Source organism: Pseudoalteromonas sp. SM9913 (assembly GCF_000184065.1).
Lineage (GTDB): Bacteria > Pseudomonadota > Gammaproteobacteria > Enterobacterales > Alteromonadaceae > Pseudoalteromonas > Pseudoalteromonas tetraodonis.
In genome coordinates this window covers 662,458-679,666 of the sequence record NC_014803.1, presented here as the reverse complement: position 1 = coordinate 679,666, position 17,209 = coordinate 662,458, and the positions used below count along the sequence as shown (strand labels likewise).

16 protein-coding genes and 2 tRNA genes are annotated in these 17,209 nt (G+C 40.9%); 7 read left to right on the top strand and 11 right to left on the bottom strand.

All coding sequences use genetic code 11. The features are described from left to right. Window positions 1-139 precede the first annotated feature (139 nt). Window positions 140-224: transfer RNA gene (locus tag PSM_RS03145), tRNA-Leu, on the bottom strand. Window positions 225-495: 271 nt separating this feature from the next. On the opposite strand from PSM_RS03145, the gene PSM_RS03140 reads away from it, so the two are divergent. Further along, window positions 496-996, top strand: a complete 501-nt coding sequence (locus tag PSM_RS03140) for an RDD family protein (RefSeq protein ID WP_013464169.1) — start codon at window positions 496-498, stop codon at window positions 994-996. Window positions 997-1,110: 114 nt separating this feature from the next. Here the strand turns inward: PSM_RS03140 and lptG are convergent, their stop codons facing one another. Further along, window positions 1,111-2,178: an LPS export ABC transporter permease LptG gene (gene lptG, locus PSM_RS03135; RefSeq protein ID WP_013464168.1), complete on the bottom strand. Its 1,068-nt coding sequence runs from the start codon at window positions 2,176-2,178 to the stop codon at window positions 1,111-1,113. After that, window positions 2,175-3,287, bottom strand: coding sequence for an LPS export ABC transporter permease LptF (gene lptF / locus PSM_RS03130; protein ID WP_041695840.1), 1,113 nt, complete (start codon window positions 3,285-3,287; stop codon window positions 2,175-2,177). Before lptF ends, lptG begins: the two co-directional genes overlap by 4 nt. 307 nt (window positions 3,288-3,594) lie before the next feature. Here lptF and pepA point away from each other — a divergent pair, with 307 nt between their 5' ends. From pepA to PSM_RS03115, 3 genes are all read left to right on the top strand, one after another. Then, on the top strand, window positions 3,595-5,106 hold the full coding sequence (pepA, locus tag PSM_RS03125; protein ID WP_013464166.1) for a leucyl aminopeptidase: 1,512 nt from the start codon (window positions 3,595-3,597) through the stop codon (window positions 5,104-5,106). A 172-nt stretch (window positions 5,107-5,278) separates the two neighbouring features. Beyond that, window positions 5,279-5,725, top strand: coding sequence for a DNA polymerase III subunit chi (locus tag PSM_RS03120; protein ID WP_013464165.1), 447 nt, complete (start codon window positions 5,279-5,281; stop codon window positions 5,723-5,725). A gap of 58 nt (window positions 5,726-5,783) precedes the next feature. Next, the gene (locus PSM_RS03115) at window positions 5,784-8,636 is read left to right on the top strand and encodes a valine--tRNA ligase (RefSeq protein ID WP_013464164.1); all 2,853 of its coding nucleotides are present in this window, start codon (window positions 5,784-5,786) and stop codon (window positions 8,634-8,636) included. 136 nt (window positions 8,637-8,772) lie between these two features. Here PSM_RS03115 and PSM_RS03110 read toward each other — a convergent pair whose 3' ends face one another. Further along, complete coding sequence (locus PSM_RS03110; protein WP_013464163.1) at window positions 8,773-10,062, bottom strand: outer membrane protein transport protein; 1,290 nt, start codon at window positions 10,060-10,062, stop codon at window positions 8,773-8,775. 282 nt (window positions 10,063-10,344) lie between these two features. Here PSM_RS03110 and PSM_RS18570 point away from each other — a divergent pair, with 282 nt between their 5' ends. Then, window positions 10,345-10,665 (top strand): hypothetical protein, encoded by a 321-nt coding sequence (locus PSM_RS18570; protein ID WP_076916059.1) that lies wholly within the window; start codon window positions 10,345-10,347, stop codon window positions 10,663-10,665. On the opposite strand, the gene PSM_RS03105 is transcribed toward PSM_RS18570, so the two are convergent. Both PSM_RS03105 and PSM_RS03100 read right to left on the bottom strand, forming a co-directional pair. Further along, window positions 10,625-11,842: an HD-GYP domain-containing protein gene (locus PSM_RS03105; RefSeq protein WP_013464161.1), complete on the bottom strand. Its 1,218-nt coding sequence runs from the start codon at window positions 11,840-11,842 to the stop codon at window positions 10,625-10,627. The two genes, PSM_RS18570 and PSM_RS03105, sit on opposite strands and share 41 nt — an antisense overlap. Window positions 11,843-12,126: 284 nt before the next feature. Continuing rightward, a tRNA-Arg gene (locus PSM_RS03100) sits at window positions 12,127-12,201 on the bottom strand. A 237-nt stretch (window positions 12,202-12,438) separates the two neighbouring features. Here PSM_RS03100 and PSM_RS03095 point away from each other — a divergent pair. Beyond that, the gene (locus PSM_RS03095; RefSeq protein ID WP_008110377.1) at window positions 12,439-12,621 is read left to right on the top strand and encodes a hypothetical protein; all 183 of its coding nucleotides are present in this window, start codon (window positions 12,439-12,441) and stop codon (window positions 12,619-12,621) included. Here the strand turns inward: PSM_RS03095 and PSM_RS03090 are convergent. From PSM_RS03090 to PSM_RS03080, 3 genes are read right to left on the bottom strand one after another with little or no spacing between them, the layout of a single operon-like run. Beyond that, window positions 12,618-13,421 (bottom strand): phosphotransferase family protein, encoded by an 804-nt coding sequence (locus tag PSM_RS03090; protein WP_013464159.1) that lies wholly within the window; start codon window positions 13,419-13,421, stop codon window positions 12,618-12,620. The genes PSM_RS03095 and PSM_RS03090 overlap by 4 nt on opposite strands. A gap of 3 nt (window positions 13,422-13,424) precedes the next feature. Continuing rightward, complete coding sequence (gene pnuC / locus PSM_RS03085) at window positions 13,425-14,048, bottom strand: nicotinamide riboside transporter PnuC (protein WP_013464158.1); 624 nt, start codon at window positions 14,046-14,048, stop codon at window positions 13,425-13,427. Window positions 14,049-14,078: 30 nt separating this feature from the next. Continuing rightward, window positions 14,079-14,330: a hypothetical protein gene (locus tag PSM_RS03080; RefSeq protein WP_008110382.1), complete on the bottom strand. Its 252-nt coding sequence runs from the start codon at window positions 14,328-14,330 to the stop codon at window positions 14,079-14,081. A gap of 100 nt (window positions 14,331-14,430) precedes the next feature. Here PSM_RS03080 and PSM_RS03075 point away from each other — a divergent pair, with 100 nt between their 5' ends. Continuing rightward, complete coding sequence (locus PSM_RS03075; RefSeq protein WP_004588463.1) at window positions 14,431-14,670, top strand: DUF2960 domain-containing protein; 240 nt, start codon at window positions 14,431-14,433, stop codon at window positions 14,668-14,670. Between the two features lie 70 nt (window positions 14,671-14,740). Here the strand turns inward: PSM_RS03075 and alr are convergent, their stop codons facing one another. Next, window positions 14,741-15,820, bottom strand: coding sequence for an alanine racemase (gene alr / locus PSM_RS03070; RefSeq protein WP_013464157.1), 1,080 nt, complete (start codon window positions 15,818-15,820; stop codon window positions 14,741-14,743). Then, window positions 15,820-17,199: a replicative DNA helicase gene (gene dnaB / locus PSM_RS03065; protein WP_041695638.1), complete on the bottom strand. Its 1,380-nt coding sequence runs from the start codon at window positions 17,197-17,199 to the stop codon at window positions 15,820-15,822. Before dnaB ends, alr begins: the two co-directional genes overlap by 1 nt. Window positions 17,200-17,209 lie beyond the last annotated feature (10 nt).

Genomic DNA, 17,209 nt, shown 5'->3' with positions numbered 1-17,209 from the left:
TTTGGTCGGGGCTATAAAAGTGGTACCAGCGGCCGGACTTTTACTTATAACAGCGGCACCTCACGTGCCGCTCAAGTTCAGCCACTCAAATTTAAGGCATAAAAAAACCCCTGCTAAATCTAGCAGGGGCTATAAAAAGTGGTACCAGCGGCCGGACTTGAACCGGCACGCCTTGCGGCAGGGGATTTTGAATCCCCCATGTATACCAATTTCATCACGCTGGCATCATTTTTCTTTAACCTTCTAAACATGAGAAGATAAAGAAAAACCACTTTAGAGTGAAAGATTATGTATCCTCTTCCATCTCATTGTTAAGCATTATACAAACAATAAGCAAAGCGGCAAGCGTTTTATGTATTAAGCATGATCAACCGCTTAACATTTAGGCACCCATTAACATTTGAGCCAATATCGAGTTAAGCACGTAGCGTAATAGGTAGTATTTGACGGCTTATTTGCTAAACTATCGCGCACATTAACAGTGAGAGTATATTTATGTTGGCTGAGTTTCCACGGGCAGGGTTTTGGCGCCGTTTTGCGTCATTGGTGTACGATACATTAGCTATTATCGCTTTTGCGATGCTAACGGTGGTATTGTATTTATTTGCTATTCAAGGGCTTATTTCCCTTGATGTTATTGCTCTTAATGGCGCTGAAGATGTCTCAGCACGTATTCAGGACTCACTGTTACTTTCAGGGGTTCGCAGCTCACTGTTAGTTCTGGTTGGTTTGGTGTTTTTTGGTTATTTTTGGACTAAAAGCGGGCAAACAATTGGTATGCGCGCATGGCGCTTAAAAGTACAAACCAACCAAGGAAGTTTAATTAGCTGGCCACAAGCTATTATCCGCAGTATCAGCGCATTACTTGGTTTAGGAAATTTAGTGGTATTAGTCGACTTTAAAAATAAAAAAGCACTGCAAGATTACTTATCAAAAACCGAAGTGGTTACGCTCACCAAAGAAGAAAATAAACGCGTTTATCGCGAACTAGATTGATATCAATCCGCAATAATACTTAATTAAGCGAATTGGTATAACCTCAAGTTAAAGCATAAAAAAACGCGGCGCTTTTTACAAAGGCCGCGTTTTTTATTTAAGCTTTAAGTCTAGCTACACCCGCTTATTCATTAAATAAGCTGCAAACCCAGTAAATAAAATGCTCGGTAGAACAGCGCCTATAATCGCTGGAATTTGATATACCATTACCACAGGGCCAAATATCTCGTTGGTTAGGTGGAACACAATACCGGTTACCACCCCCATAATAATTCGTGCCCCCATAGTTACAGTTCGCAGCGGACCAAATATAAACGATAAAGCAACCAACAACATTACGGCAATAGAGACGGGCTGCATTAATTTACGCCAGAGCGCTAAATCATAGGTGCTGGTGTCTTGCTCATTTTGTTGTAAGTAAGCTAAATATGACCATAGCCCTGAAAACGACAGTGATTCTGGTTTTACCGATACCACGCCTAGCTTTTCGGCGGTAAGCTGCGACGGGTAAAACTCTTCAGAAACTTGTTCAGTGGTAATTAACTCTTCGCTGATCATCACTTTATTTACATCGCGCAATAGCCAACCACTATCTCGCCCTACGGCTTCTTTTGCTTTGGTGATTTGTGTTAGTGATAACGATTTATCAAAATGATACATGTTAACGCCGCGCAGCATGCCATTTTGGTCAACATCTTCAATGTTAATGAAGTTATTAGCGTCTTTAGCCCACACTCCTTTTTGCGCATTAAACACATCCCCACCATGAATCGCCTGATTACGCATTTCCTTAGCGTGAAGCTGTGCAGCAGGAGCGCCCCACTCGCCTAAAGCCATTACGCACAATGCCATAAAAATAGCTGTTTTCATTACTGAGCCAATAATTTGTAAACGCGACATCCCCGCCGCTTGCATTACTACCAACTCACTATTTGAGGCAAGCGCTCCTAATCCAGTTAAGCCACCAATAAGTGCAGCCATAGGAAAAAACACCACTAAATCATCTGGAATACTGTAAATAGTGTACAGCATGGCAGTCATTATATCGTAGCTCCCGCGCCCTACAGATTTAAGCTGCTCAATAAACTTTATTAATGTACTAATACCCACTAGCACCATTAACGCAAACCCTGTGGTTTGCAAAATGCTACGACCTAAGTACCAATCAAGTGTTTTCATCATAGGTTTTGCTCCCGCTTAGTGACGACAGCTTTAAGCCAAGCACCCAATGGACGACCTCTAATAATTAATAAGCTACCAATAAATAATGCACTTAAATGAATCCACCACAGTCCAATTGATGGCGGAATTTTGCCATCCTCTACTGCAAATTTGGCCGCATTAAGTAAAATAAAATAACCTAAATACAAGCTGATAGCGGGTACCAATTTTGCAAATTTACCTTGGCGAGGGTTTACTACACTCAAAGGCACGGCCAGCAAAGTTAATAACGGAATGGAAAGTGGGATCGCTAAACGCCACTGCCACTGTGCAATTGCTTCGGGAGTATTAATTGACATAAGTTCACGGGTCGGCACAGCTTCTAATTTACGACGTTGATGCTCTATTTCTTGTTCGCGAATTTGTACGCTGTAACCATCAAACTCAGTTAAGTTAAGCGAAGGCGCTTCGCCATCAGTTTCATAGCGTTTACCATCAGTAAGTACTAACTGCTGCTCACCACTTTGTGCTTCAATTACAACGCCTTGCTCAGCGTATACTAAACGCGCTAAATCGCCTTTTTCACTATCTGGCAACTGCGCAACAAATACTTTATTAAGTTCTTTGCCGCCATTTTCAATATTATGAATAAATACCACGGCTTTTTCGTTACCGGTTTGTTGAAAACGCCCAGCTCTAAGCGCCGATAATCCAGCATCCGCCTTTGCTTGCTCTTTTAATTGATATTCTTGCTCGCTAGCCCAAGGTGCAACATACAAGGTAAGTACCGCGGCGAGTAACGCTAAGATGACACTAGAAATAAGCGTAATGCGCACCACATACCACTCACTCACGCCACAAGCTTTAAGTACCGTCATTTCACTGTCAGCGTAAATACGGCTATAAGCTAAAATAATTCCTAAAAATAAACTCAGAGGTAAAATTAATGATGCTAACTGTGGCAACTTAAGCGCAATCATTGCGAACACGAGTTTTGCTGGGATGCTCCCCTCTGAGGCATCACCAAGAATAACAACAAACTTTTGCGACAAAAATATGGTCATTAAAGTTAAAAATACGGCGACCTGCGATTTTAAAACCTCAGTGGTCAAATAACGGAAAATTAGCAACATTCGCCCCTGTTAAACATGGAATTTCAATATAATAATAAAAAACGATGAGTGAACTAGTTAATTCACTCATTTTAAATGAGTATTAAGCACATATTATAAGCCATCAATATTAATTATCCTACCTAACATCACGATATAATGTTGCATTAGTTACCCTTAAGCATATAAAGTTCAAATACACAGTAAGAGTCGAGTAAAATCTACTAATATTAGCGCTAGACCTAAAAATTTAGGTAAAAAGACTAGAAAACACATTTTTAGTCCCAATTTAGCTTCTATAGATGACTCAAAATCAGGAGTGACAATGGAATTCAACGTAAAAAGTGGTAGCCCAGAAAAACAACGCAGTGCGTGTATTGTTGTGGGTGTGTATGAACCACGCAGGTTATCCCCCATTGGTGAACAACTTGATAAAATTAGCGATGGTTATATCTCTAATTTATTACGCCGTGGCGACTTAGAAGGTAAGCCAGGACAAGTACTACTATTGCATCATGTGCCCAATATTTTAAGCGAACGTATTTTACTTGTTGGCTGCGGTAAAGAACGCGAACTTGACGATAAACAATATAAGCAAATTATTTCTAAAACTATCAACACGCTAAACGAAACGGGTTCAATGGAGGCCGTGTGCTTTTTAACTGAACAACATGTTAAAGGGCGTGATACCTATTGGAAAGTACGTCAAGCTGTTGAAACAACACAAGATTGCCTTTACACCTTTAATCAGCTGAAAAGTAAAAAAGTAGACCCTCGCCGCCCACTACGTAAAATGGTGTTTAATGTGCCTACGCGCCGTGAACTTACTATAGGCGAAAGTGCTATTGAGCATGGTTTAGCGATTGCAGCAGGTAGTAAGCTGTGTAAAGACGTTGCTAATATGCCGCCTAATATTTGTAATCCAGCGTACCTTGGCGAGCAAGCCAAAGAACTGGAAGCTAATTTTGATAACATCACTGTTGAGCTAATTGGCGAAGATAAAATGGCCGAACTAGGAATGAACTCATACCTAGCAGTAGGTCGTGGCAGTGATAACGAATCAGTTATGTCGGTAATTAACTACAAAGGCGCAAGCGATGACCAAGCGCCTATCGTTCTCGTTGGTAAAGGCTTAACCTTTGACTCAGGCGGTATTTCATTAAAACCAGGCGAAGGCATGGATGAAATGAAATACGACATGGGGGGCGCAGCTGGTGTTATTGGCGCTATGCGCTCGCTTGCACAAATGCAGCTACCTATAAACGTAATTGGAGTTTTAGCCGGCTGTGAAAACATGCCAAGCTCAAACGCCTATCGCCCAGGAGACATACTAACAACTATGTCTGGGCAAACGGTTGAAGTACTTAACACCGATGCCGAAGGCCGTTTAGTATTATGTGATGCGCTGACCTATGTTGAACGTTTTGAACCAGAAACCGTGATTGATGTTGCAACCTTAACCGGTGCATGTATTGTTGCTTTAGGTGCCCATGCTACGGGTTTATTAGCTAATCATAATCCACTGGCGCATGATTTATTAAAAGCGTCTGAGCAAAGTGGCGATCGTGCATGGCAACTGCCATTATGGGATGATTATCAAGATCAACTTGAAAGCCCGTTTGCCGACTTTACTAATTTAGGTGGGCGCGCAGCAGGTACTATTACCGCGGCCTGTTTCTTATCTAAATTTACTAAAAAGTATAATTGGGCTCATTTAGATATTGCCGGTACTGCATGGCGCAGCGGCGCTAAAAAAGGCGCAACAGGTCGTCCTGTTCCTATGCTGACTCAGTATTTATTAAACCGAGCTGGTATTAGCGAAGCAACTCACGACTAACAAACTAACACAGGGCTTCACAGCTCAATGTAGAGTATAAAATAAGGCGCTTTTAAAGCGCCTTATTTATTGGGTATTAATTGAAGCAAACCCCGTTATATGGCAAAATCCCCTTCTTAATTTGTGTGTATTTAATAACAGCACAATCAATGTCATGGGAAATCCCGATACAATGAACATGAATGCCCAGTTTTTCATTTTAAAGCAACAAGATGAGTCATTAGCTAAAGCCGATGATCACTTTGCTTTAGCAGCTCAAATAGCTGGGCAACAGTATCGGCTTGGTCAACGCGTATTTATTTTTGTAGATAGCGAAGAAACCGCCAACAGCATTGACGAAACTATTTGGACATTTGATGCCGACAGTTTTGTACCTCACAATTTACAAGGCGAAGGCCCAAAAGGCGGCGCACCTGTAGAAATAGGCACAACACCACCCGTTGGTAATCGTAAAGTATTAATTAACTTGGCCAATCACTTACCGGATTTTATTCGTCGGTTTAACCAAGTTTTTGATTTTGTACCCGTAGAGCCCGTAGCCAAACAAGCCGCTCGTGAGCGCTTTAAAAAACTACGCCAACTCGGTGCCAATATCACCACGCAAGATATTAATCGCTAACGCTCACTGCGTACAAAGCTAACTAACTCATTTAAGTACTTATTTAAGGTTCTGTGTAATGGATAAAACCTACAATCCGCAAGATATTGAACAGTCTCTCTATCAAGACTGGGAACAAAAAGGCTACTTTAAGCCATCTGGCCAAGGCACCCCATATTCAATTATGATCCCGCCGCCAAATGTCACGGGTAGCTTACACATGGGCCACGCTTTCCAAGATACTATCATGGATACCTTAACGCGCTTTAAACGTATGCAAGGTAACAATACGTTGTGGCAAGTAGGTACTGACCACGCAGGTATTGCCACACAAATGCTAGTAGAGCGTAAACTTGCGGCAGAAGAAGGTAAAACACGCCACGATTTAGGCCGTGATGCATTCATCGATAAAATTTGGGAATGGAAAAACGAGTCTGGTGGCACGATAACCAAACAATTACGTCGCCTTGGTGCTTCTGTTGATTGGGACCGTGAACGTTTTACTATGGACGATGGCCTATCAGAAGCTGTTAAAGAAGTATTTGTACGCCTTCATAAAGAAAACCTAATTTACCGTGGTAAACGCCTAGTAAACTGGGATCCAAAATTACACACTGCGATTTCTGATCTTGAAGTTGAAAACAAAGACAAACAAGGCCACATGTGGAACCTACGTTACCCACTTGCTGATGGCGTAACTACACAAGACGGTAAAGACTACATTGTTGTTGCAACCACGCGCCCAGAAACCATGTTAGGTGACTCAGGTGTGGCAGTAAACCCCGATGACGAGCGCTATCAAGACCTAATCGGTAAAGAGATTTTACTACCGATTGTTAATCGTCGTATTAAAATTGTTGCCGATGAGCATGCCGATAAAGACAAAGGCACGGGTTGTGTAAAAATAACCCCTGCGCACGACTTTAACGATAACGAAGTAGGTAAACGTCATCAAATGCCGATGATTAATATCTTTGATAAAGACGCGGCTATTTTAACAAAAGGTGAAACATACACCTTTGACGGTAAAGAACTTGAATTTGACGCGCCTATTCCTGAGCGCCTGCATGGCCTTGACCGTTTTGACGCACGAAAAGCTATTGTTACTGAATTTGAAGAGCTAGGCCTACTTGAAAAAATTGAAGACCACGACTTAACCGTTCCTTACGGTGACCGCTCTGGTGTGGTTATTGAACCACTGCTTACTGACCAATGGTATGTGCGTGTTGCACCTCTTGCAGAGCCTGCAAAAGAGGCTGTTAAAAATGGCGACATTCAATTTGTACCTAAGCAATATGAAAACATGTACTTCTCATGGATGAACGACGTACAAGATTGGTGTATTTCACGCCAACTTTGGTGGGGTCACCGTATTCCAGCTTGGTACGACAGCGAAGGCAACGTATACGTTGGTCGTGATGAAGCAGAAGTTCGCCGCGATAACAACATTGCAGATAGCGTAGCACTTAGCCAAGACGAAGACGTTCTTGATACGTGGTTTTCATCTGCACTTTGGACATTCTCAACTCAAGGTTGGCCAGAGAATACTGATGACTTAAAAACCTTCCACCCGTCTGACGTGTTGGTAACCGGTTTTGATATTATTTTCTTCTGGGTCGCGCGTATGATCATGATGACGCTGCATTTTATAAAAGATGAAAATGGTAAATCACAAGTTCCCTTTAAAACAGTTTATGTAACTGGCCTAATACGTGACGATAACGGCGATAAAATGTCGAAGTCAAAAGGTAACGTACTTGACCCACTAGACATGATTGATGGCATTGGCCTTGAAGACTTAGTACAAAAGCGTACTGGCAATATGATGCAGCCTAAACTTGCCGCTAAAATTGAAAAAGATACCCGCAAAGTATTTGCAAACGGTATTGAAGCACACGGTACCGACGCACTACGCTTTACTTTAGCTGCCATGGCATCAACCGGTCGTGATATCAACTGGGATATGAACCGTCTTGAAGGTTACCGTAACTTCTGTAATAAATTATGGAACGCAAGCCGTTACGTATTAATGAACACAGAAGAGCAAGACTGTGGCTTTAACGACAGTGAAAAACAGTACTCGTTAGCTGATCGTTGGATTTTAGGCCAATATGAAGCAACGGTTAAAACCTACACCGAGCATCTTGATAACTACCGTTTTGATTTAGCGGCGAACACGCTTTATGAATTCACCTGGAACCAGTTCTGTGATTGGTACTTAGAGCTGACGAAGCCGGTATTATTTAAAGGCAATGAAGCACAGCAACGCGGTACACGTCATACCCTTATTACCGTACTTGAAAGCTTATTACGCTTAATGCACCCAATGATGCCTTACATCACTGAAACGATTTGGCAACGTGTTGCTCCACTTGCTGGCCTTGAAACAGCGGGTACCAGTATTATGGTTCAGGGCTTCCCTGTTTATAATCAAGCCAATGTTGATGCACAAGCAATGGACGATTTAGAGTGGGTTAAGCAATTCATTTTAGCAATTCGTAATATCCGTGGTGAAATGGATATCAGCCCAAGTAAACCACTTAGCGTTTTACTGGCTAACGCATCAAGCGATGATGTGCGCCGTATAAACGAGAATGAATCATTCCTAGCGTCATTAGCTAAGCTTGAAGCGTTTACCCTGCTTGAAAACAAAGACGATGCTCCAGCGTGTGCGACCTCTTATGTTGGCAATCTTGAGATTATGATCCCAATGGCGGGCTTAATTGACGTTGAAGCCGAGCTTGCACGAATTAACAAGCAACTTGAAAAAGCAGAAAAAGGGCTAGCCCAAGTGCAAAATAAACTCGCTAACGAAAAGTTTGTTAACAACGCACCTGAAGCCGTACTGGCTAAAGAAAACGCTAAGCTAGCTGAATTTACAGATGCTAAAACTAAGCTACTTGAGCAAAAAACGAAGATTGAAAGCTTATAATTAAACCGTTACGGATGGCTTATGCTATTCGTAAACAGTTAATTTATAAGTATAAAAAAAGCCGCTTACTTCATTTGAAGTAAGCGGCTTTTTTGTGTCTAGGCTCTAGGCTCTAGGCTCTAGGCTCTAGGCAGCATTAGAACGTGTAGTTATACTGAGCACCAATAAGTACTGCATGACCTTTTGATTCAAAAGACCATTGCTGAGGTAGCGTTTCGCTTTCTACTTTTTCAGTGAACTTTTGCGTTTTACCACGTAATACACTCACACCTAAATCAACATTTGAGTTTTGATCAATCGCGTAGTTACCACCGAACGAGAACCAGAAACGGTCTGTATCAGGGATAGAAATTGATAAATGCTGTTGTGACACTGGCGACTCATCAAACGCAAAACCAGCGCGAAGCATTAAGTTTTCGCTGTACTGGTAATCAGTACCAATTGAGTAGCGCATTGCATCAGAGAAATCTTCTGTTTTTTCGAAGGCACTGAACTTATCGCCTGTAGGCGCAGTAACTTGTGCTTCTAATGAATCAAAGCTGCTCCAACCTGTCCATAATACGCTGTAGTGAACGCCTAGCTTTTCATCTAACTGGTGAGAACCAGAGAACTCAGCAATTGCTGGCAATGTGATTTCAACAGAGCCTGGTAAAACTTGATTTTGAAGTGGTGATACTGGAAGCTGTGTAAAGTACTCGCCTTCAAAAGTGATGTCTGTTTCTGTGCGGTAATTAAAACCAAAGCGGCTATTTTCATCTAGCTGATACATTAAGCCAACGTTTAAGCCGTAACCCATATCATCACCTTCAAGGTTAACCGCATCAGCACTTGCAGGAATAGATGCAATAACAGGGTTTACAGGAGGTACGAAACCAAACTTACGGATAATCTTCGCTTCTGCATAAATTGCATTCAAACCAATACCAAAGCTAAACTGCTCTGATACTTTATAAGCAACACTTGCGTTCATGTTTACAGTAACAATTTCAGTTTCACCGGCAATTTGGCCAGCTGCGTAATCATCGTTAAATTCAGTCGCTAGGCCAAAGTTAGAAAAAGCACCAAAACCAACCGATACCTTATCGTTTACTGGCATAGTGAAATAACCCGCTGGAATAATCGCACTTGGTGCAATGCTGTCATCATCTAGTGCGCTGTTATCTAAACCGTAGGCATTACCTGTGCCTTTAAGGCTAACATCAGGAATGACAGCCATAGCTGCAACACTAAGTTGCTTCTCTTTAAACAACGTCATTAATGCTGGGTTACGTGAAACCACAGACGCATCGTCTGCTACAGACGCTTCACCTGCGTATGCACGACCTAAACCAGATACGTTTTGCTCAGCAAGCTGAAAAGCCGCTGCAAAAGTATCAGCTGAAACAAATGCCAGCGATGCCGCAATAAGAGTTTTAGTAAATTTCATTGTTGTGTCCTTAGCCAAACTTACTGTTTGGATAGCTATGTGTGTTGTTATTAGAGTTTCAAACCTGCGTACCCTACCTTAATTTTTTATAAAAAACCTTACTAAAACGTTAAAAAAGGCCAAAAAACACGTTTTTTAACGACAATTTAACAACTATTTAAAACTCATCGGACAAGAAGTGTGGTATTAGAGTATATACTCTAATGATATTAATTCTTATTTGCATTGACTTGAAATAGTTTGCAATTTACACTGCAAATAAAATCACAAAGGGAGAAAACTGTGATCATTTTGCTTATTCTTGCTGGGCTTATTTTTTGCGGCATTAGTGTCTATTTCTTTTATAAGGCAAATTATTGCGCGTGTACGCGTGCTGGAAAATGTGACAATCCAGTCAATCAATATTGGCTCGCAGCCATTGCCATGGCGCTTATTGCTTTAGGTTTTTGCTGCTTAGCATTACATGTAGAATTAGGCACACTATTGTGGTTAACGCTGATGGGGAGTTGCTTTTTGGGTGGGTATATTTCTGTTAAAACAAACGAAAAAAGAAGATGCAACGCTAAAGCAGTAAATGCTCTTTTAAAAGCCGAGGCAAATTAATCTTATAATCAGCGGGTTTAACACTTGCCTGTATTTTTATCTCGTTATTATTTAAGCTTAAATCTATATCTTTTGCGGTAACATGATGGTTATGCTTAGCGTTGTAAAAAAGCTTCACTTTAGGTTTGATAGGGTTTGAATGATTGCCCTCTAGCACCAACGCTAATCGCTCATTGGTTAACTTAACAATAGTCCCTACTGGGTGTACACCTAAACACTTAATAAATAACTGTACTAACTCTGCATCAAACAGCTGTTTGTTAGCTAACAAATAGCGAAGCGCATTAATTGGCTCATCACCCTCTTGATGCGGTCTATCTGCTGTCAATGCATCGTATACGTCTACAATAGCAATGATCCGAGCTGGGCGGCTTAATTTGCTTCCATCTACACCTCTTGGATAGCCTGAACCATCAAGACGCTCATGATGATTTACAATCATATCAAGCATTAAAGGCGTAATACCTTTTCCGCCTTTTAACAATCCTAAGCTTTGTGCGACATGCTTTTTTATTGCCGTCATTTCGTTACCTGTGACTTTTCCTGGTTTGGAAAATATCCCTTGCGGTAACTTAGCCTGACCTAAGTCATGCATTAAAGCCCCCATTGCAAGCTCTTGCACAACAGCGCGTTTATAACCTAAGTATTTAGCAAACACCGCTGTAAAAATGGTGCAGTTGATCATATGACGCCAGTTGTAACTGTGCTTATCTTTGATCCGAGTTAAAATAGTCATAGCGTGTTCATTACGAAATACAGAGCTCACTATTTCATTACTTATTTCATTGAGCGCTTCAATATTAAGTGACAAACCTGATGTTAAATCACCAAAAATACTTTGTAGTTTTCTGTTGTGCGCATCATAACTCACACTGGCTTTTGCAAACTCTTGCTCTAAGCTTATAGCAACCTTTGCCTTAACTGGCTTATCTTGCTTAGCTACAGGAGCTTGTGGTTTTTGTTTTTCTTTGTATTTAGCTGGTACGGCGACATCACTTTTTGTAAAGTCGATGAGAAGCTCAAGCACCCCTTCGGTAATTAAACGCTGAATGATTGATTTATCACGAACCAAACCACTGGTTTTAATTTTTATGCCATCCACACTCTCCTGCTGCTTAGTAACGCTATTTACGTACATGCCTGGAACGAGTTCTGATATAGGTAAGGTGATTAGCATAAAAATGAGGGTTTCTATAATTAATGAATATATACTTTAAATAGCATTATTTAGCTATAAAAGTCTAGCTTTTGAGTTCAGGGTAATAATAAATGATTAACATCAATAATTATACGCACCACCAAGAATAAATCATAAGCTCAGCAATGAATATACGCCTAAAGGTATAAAATAGATTGCTACATATTTTATTATCGAAAATTAAATAAGGTAAGGCAGCGGACTGATTTAAATAATTGTAGGTATTTTGAGGAAGAAACAGGAAATGATACTTTAAACGCAAATGGCGCTCTCGGTAGGGATCGAACCTACAACTTAGCCTCCGGAGGGCCACGTGATATCCATTTCACCACGAGAGCACATTTGTTGCCGCCACATCAACTCGCGATATCAATGCTTTAGCATGCGCAATAATAAAGGCATCTTTGTATAAATGCCAGCATGATTCGTTTACATGTCTATAATTTAAACTAATCACTTCACAAAAGGTAAAAAAAGCGCTATTTGTTTATATTCTATAAAAAAACAGTAACGCTTTAGACACATATTATCTATTATTGTCACTGAACGGAAAGATTAAACACGAGGAAGTAATTATGAAGTTAATGTCAACAGAGCAAGTTGCTGAATTTTTAGGTGTAAAAGCAGAGCGCGTTAAACGCCTTGCTCGAGAAAGCCTATTAATCGCTAAATCAGAAGATGATAACGGCGAAATGCAATTTGACGCTGATGAAGTAGCAAAATACAAAGAGCTTGCGGAACGCTTTGGCGGACTTTAACCCTCCATTAAAGCAATAAGCTCATCCAGTTGCGCGCGCAATACAACAACCTGATTGTTTATAGCGCGTTGCTCATACCAACCTATACATAACAGTAAGTAAACTAACTGATAGCAATTGAGTTTATGCATAGATAAATAAAATTGTTCTGATAGGGTGTGCATTTTGTAATTGTTAAGCAGAGCCTGCTTGCCTGAAGCATCTAATTTAAAACTAACCGCTAACGCAGCAAGATCAAAATACACATCATTTGTTTGAGCATACTCAAAATCGATTAAATAAACGCCTTGCGGGTTTACCACGATATTTTCTTTGACTAAGTCGTTATGGCAAAAGCCGCTATCTACGGGCATGTTGGCTATGCTTTTTAATGTTTTGCTTATGAGCTTTTCATACTGTTTAAACACTAATAAATGCTGATAGGCTTGCAATTCCAAAGCTATATTCATTGCCTCATTATTAGTTGTATACGCATGTAGCTTAACAAGTTTAGTCAGTAGCGGCATCGCCAAATAAGACTGCGCGACGTCGCCATCAATATAGTTAAAAGCTGCGCGCTTATTTTGCTTATCAAGCCAGATGGGAGCAGAGCAAACTTGTTGTTTACTGAGCTCATACTGGGCATGTAACCCTACTTGTGGCCAATACGCTTTATAACACTTTAATAAATAAGCTTGGCTGTCAGTACGGATCAAAAAGTTATCGTTGCTTAAACCGTTAACCAAATACTCTGTTGAGGTTATTGTGCTCGGTACTAAAAACGCGCCACAAATATTAACTAACTGAGAATGCGGGTTCATAGATTAAAGTTGCGCCATGGGCTTGGCTTGGCTTTGCTCATATTCTTCGTACCACGTTTTAAATCCCCATGCTGCCATAACGGTATAAAATACAAATAAAACAAGGGTTGGGTAATAGCCTTTTTCATAGTACAAATACATAGAGGCCGCATCAATGACTATCCAATAGAGCCAATTTTCTAGTACTTTTTTAGCTACCAGATACGTAGTAACCACAGCAAAGCAAGTTGTGAAACTATCAAGATACGCAAAATCTGCATGCGTATAGTTTTGCATTACATAGCCAATTGCTAATGACACTAATGTAGTCAGTACAATTAAAATAATATGTCGGTTTACCGGCCAGGATGTAATTAGTCGCTGCGCTTGATTAGCCTTGCCTTTGCGCCACACGACCCAACCAAACACCGCCATATACATATAATAAAAGTTTAGTAACGACTCCATTAGCAGCGCGCCATTCCAATACATAATGGTATAAATAAGCGTACTAAAAAAAGCCGCAGGCCAGCACCATAAGTTCTCTTTAATGGCCAGTAATAAATACGCCATCGACAAAGCAACCGCAATATATTCCCAATGCGACATAGCAGTAAAACCACTGAGTATTTGCGTTACAAAATCCATCATTATAAAACGACCGTGTTTGTTAAGAGGTTATTCGGGAGATAAATCGCCCGAAATAAATTTACACACAAATATAGCTTTACCAAATTGCTCATATGAATGTTTAATTTCTGTGCTGATCACTTGCATAACTAGATCATAATCACCAAATATTTGGGTCGACATCGTATTAGTGATCACTTTGAGTTCTTCGTAGGCATTAACTCTGTCGATAAAGCCTTTAATAAAAGGAATGTAATCTTGGTGGAGCGGGTATTTACTGATCTCTACTGATAACTTCATTTCAAACTCACCTTTTTAATTATTTGATTTCAACTAATCATTCAACGCAACTTAAATACAGTGTAAAATTACACTAACACTCAACTTAAATGAGCTCATTATGGCACGCAGAATTACCTACACTTTTAAAAATCAACCGCGCGAAATTAACTTCGCCAAAGATAAATACCACGATATGTATCAGGCTATTGCGGCTGCCGAAGGTATCGATTTAACTAACTACTTAAACATGGTACGCCAAATTGAAATGACCTCTAAAGGGTCATCGGCTGTGCGTAACTTTCGTGATCAAGAATTTGCTCGCATGGGCTTTAGCGATATTTACTTTATAAAAGAGTAACGATACCGATTAAGTGAGCATCACGATCATTCTAGCAATGCAAACTTAATGGGTATTTTTAAAATAAATATTAGCGCTGGTACTCATAACTTACGCGCGGTGTAATATTACACAATAACTCGTAAGATATAGTATCAGCACATTGTGCAATTTCTTCTACCGGCAACTCAGGGCCCCACATTACTACCTCATCGCCGACTTTGATGCCATCAGCATTTTCACCAATATCAACACTGATCATATCCATAGAGATGTTGCCAGCAATACCATAACGTTTGCCAGCAATCACTACTGGGGTACCATGTTTAGCATGACGCGGATAACCATCACCATAGCCCATAGCAACCACTGCAAGCTTAGTTGGCTGAGCACTTTGCCAACTACCACCATAACCAACACCTTGCGCAGCATCAACATCGCGAATTGCAATGACCTTAGTGGTTAAACGCATCACCGGCTTAAGCTGATGATCTTTGCCTGAAGTGTTAAGCATTGGTGATACACCATACATCATCAAGCCTGGACGCACCCACTCGCCATGACCGGCAGGCCAAGCAATAATACCGGCCGAATTTGCTAAACAATGTGCTTGTTGTTTGCCTTGCACTAATGAATCAAACAAAGCAATTTGCTCAGCTGTTTTGGGATCATTAACATCATCGGCACTGGAAAAGTGCGTCATTAAATTGATTGTATCTTTAGCGTTATCAGTCGCTTGCAAGCGCTGATAAAAATCATTCAATTGCGTTGGTGCAACCCCTAAACGATGCATACCCGTATTGATTTTTAACCAGCAACTGATTGGTGCATCGAGCTTTGCATTTTCAAGTGCTCTGAGCTGGTTTTCATCATGGATTATGGTTTGAAAATTATTGGCTAATAAAATCGGCAAGTCATCTTGATGGAAAAAACCTTCCAACAACACAATAGGCTTGGTCAGCCCGCCTGCTCGCAGTGCGAGCGCTTCATCTATTCGTGCCACTGCAAATGCGTCGGCATCATTAAGGTGCTGCGCTATTTTTACTAAACCATGGCCATAAGCATTGGCTTTTAATACCGCCATAACTTTACTGTTAGGCGCAAACTGTCGCACTTGCGCTAAATTATGAGCAAGTGCTTGTAAGTTAATTTCGGCAATAGCTAAGCGCATTAGTAATCATCATCTACAGCAGGCCCCGCGTAATTATCAAAGCGAGAGAATTGACCTTGGAAGGTTAGGCGCACTTTACCAATCGGACCGTTACGCTGTTTACCGATGATAATTTCTGCAACACCTTTATCAGTACTGTCTTCGTTGTATACTTCGTCACGATAAATAAACATGATTAAATCGGCATCTTGCTCAATAGAGCCCGACTCACGCAAATCTGAGTTAATTGGGCGTTTATCAGCACGTTGCTCTAGGGTACGGTTAAGCTGCGATAGTGCAACAACCGGACACTGTAATTCTTTTGCTAATGCTTTAAGTGAACGTGAAATTTCGGCAATTTCTAAGGTACGATTATCTGACAAGCTAGGTACGCGCATTAATTGTAGGTAATCGACCATGATCATACTAATACCACCATGATCGCGGGCAATACGACGTGCACGTGAACGTACATCAGTGGGTGTTAAGCCTGAGGCGTCATCAACATACATTTTGCCTTTTTCCATGAGTAACCCCATGGTTGATGAAAGGCGCGCCCAGTCATCGTCATCTAGCTGACCAGTACGTACTTTGGTTTGGTTAATTCGGCCAAGGGACGCCAGCATCCTCATCATAATTTGTTCAGAGGGCATCTCTAGTGAGTAGATAAGTACAGGCTTGTCTTGGGTCATTGCTGCATGCTCAGCAAGGTTCATCGCAAAGGTAGTTTTACCCATCGATGGACGTGCTGCTACAATAATTAAATCTGAGGGCTGCAGACCAGTCGTCATTTTATCTAAATCAGCGTAACCTGTGCTTACACCGGTAACACCATCTTGTGGTGACTGATAAAGCTCTTCTATTTTATCAACGGTTTTTTCAAGTATGTTGTGAATGCTTTGCGGGCCATCACTACTTTTTGTACGTTGCTCAGCAATTTTAAATACTTTGCTCTCAGCAAAGTCGAGTAAATCGTGACTTGTGCGCCCTTCTGGGTTAAAGCCTGCCTCAGCAATTTCATTGGCGACACCAATCATTTCACGCACAACTGCACGTTCGCGTACAATGCTAGCGTAAGCATCAATATTAGCAGCACTTGGGGTGTTTTTTGCTATTTCGGCTAAATACGCGAATCCACCAATACCTGACAACTGGTTATTTTTTTCTAAACTCTCAGAAATTGTGATTAAATCAATCGGATCGCCAATTTCAGCTAGAGCTGTCATCGCCTCAAAAATAAGCTTATGGGTACGGGTATAAAAATCCTGCGCCACAACAAGTTCAGCTACGCGATCAAATGCTTGGTTATCAAGCATTAAACCACCTAAAACAGATTGTTCAGCTTCTATTGAATGGGGAGGAACTTTAAGAGTGTCGACTTGCTTATCTGGTTTGGCCATAACTTCACAG

Coding starts and splice junctions, on each gene's coding strand:
- PSM_RS03140 (WP_013464169.1), top strand. CDS start 496: ATGTTGGCTGAGTTTCCACGGGCAGGGTTTTGGCGCCGTTTTGCGTCA.
- lptG (WP_013464168.1), bottom strand. CDS start 2,178: ATGATGAAAACACTTGATTGGTACTTAGGTCGTAGCATTTTGCAAACC.
- pepA (WP_013464166.1), top strand. CDS start 3,595: ATGGAATTCAACGTAAAAAGTGGTAGCCCAGAAAAACAACGCAGTGCG.
- PSM_RS03120 (WP_013464165.1), top strand. CDS start 5,279: ATGAACATGAATGCCCAGTTTTTCATTTTAAAGCAACAAGATGAGTCA.
- PSM_RS03115 (WP_013464164.1), top strand. CDS start 5,784: ATGGATAAAACCTACAATCCGCAAGATATTGAACAGTCTCTCTATCAA.
- PSM_RS03110 (WP_013464163.1), bottom strand. CDS start 10,062: ATGAAATTTACTAAAACTCTTATTGCGGCATCGCTGGCATTTGTTTCA.
- PSM_RS03105 (WP_013464161.1), bottom strand. CDS start 11,842: ATGCTAATCACCTTACCTATATCAGAACTCGTTCCAGGCATGTACGTA.
- PSM_RS03095 (WP_008110377.1), top strand. CDS start 12,439: ATGAAGTTAATGTCAACAGAGCAAGTTGCTGAATTTTTAGGTGTAAAA.
- PSM_RS03090 (WP_013464159.1), bottom strand. CDS start 13,421: ATGAACCCGCATTCTCAGTTAGTTAATATTTGTGGCGCGTTTTTAGTA.
- pnuC (WP_013464158.1), bottom strand. CDS start 14,048: ATGGATTTTGTAACGCAAATACTCAGTGGTTTTACTGCTATGTCGCAT.
- PSM_RS03080 (WP_008110382.1), bottom strand. CDS start 14,330: ATGAAGTTATCAGTAGAGATCAGTAAATACCCGCTCCACCAAGATTAC.
- PSM_RS03075 (WP_004588463.1), top strand. CDS start 14,431: ATGGCACGCAGAATTACCTACACTTTTAAAAATCAACCGCGCGAAATT.
- alr (WP_013464157.1), bottom strand. CDS start 15,820: ATGCGCTTAGCTATTGCCGAAATTAACTTACAAGCACTTGCTCATAAT.
- dnaB (WP_041695638.1), bottom strand. CDS start 17,199: ATGGCCAAACCAGATAAGCAAGTCGACACTCTTAAAGTTCCTCCCCAT.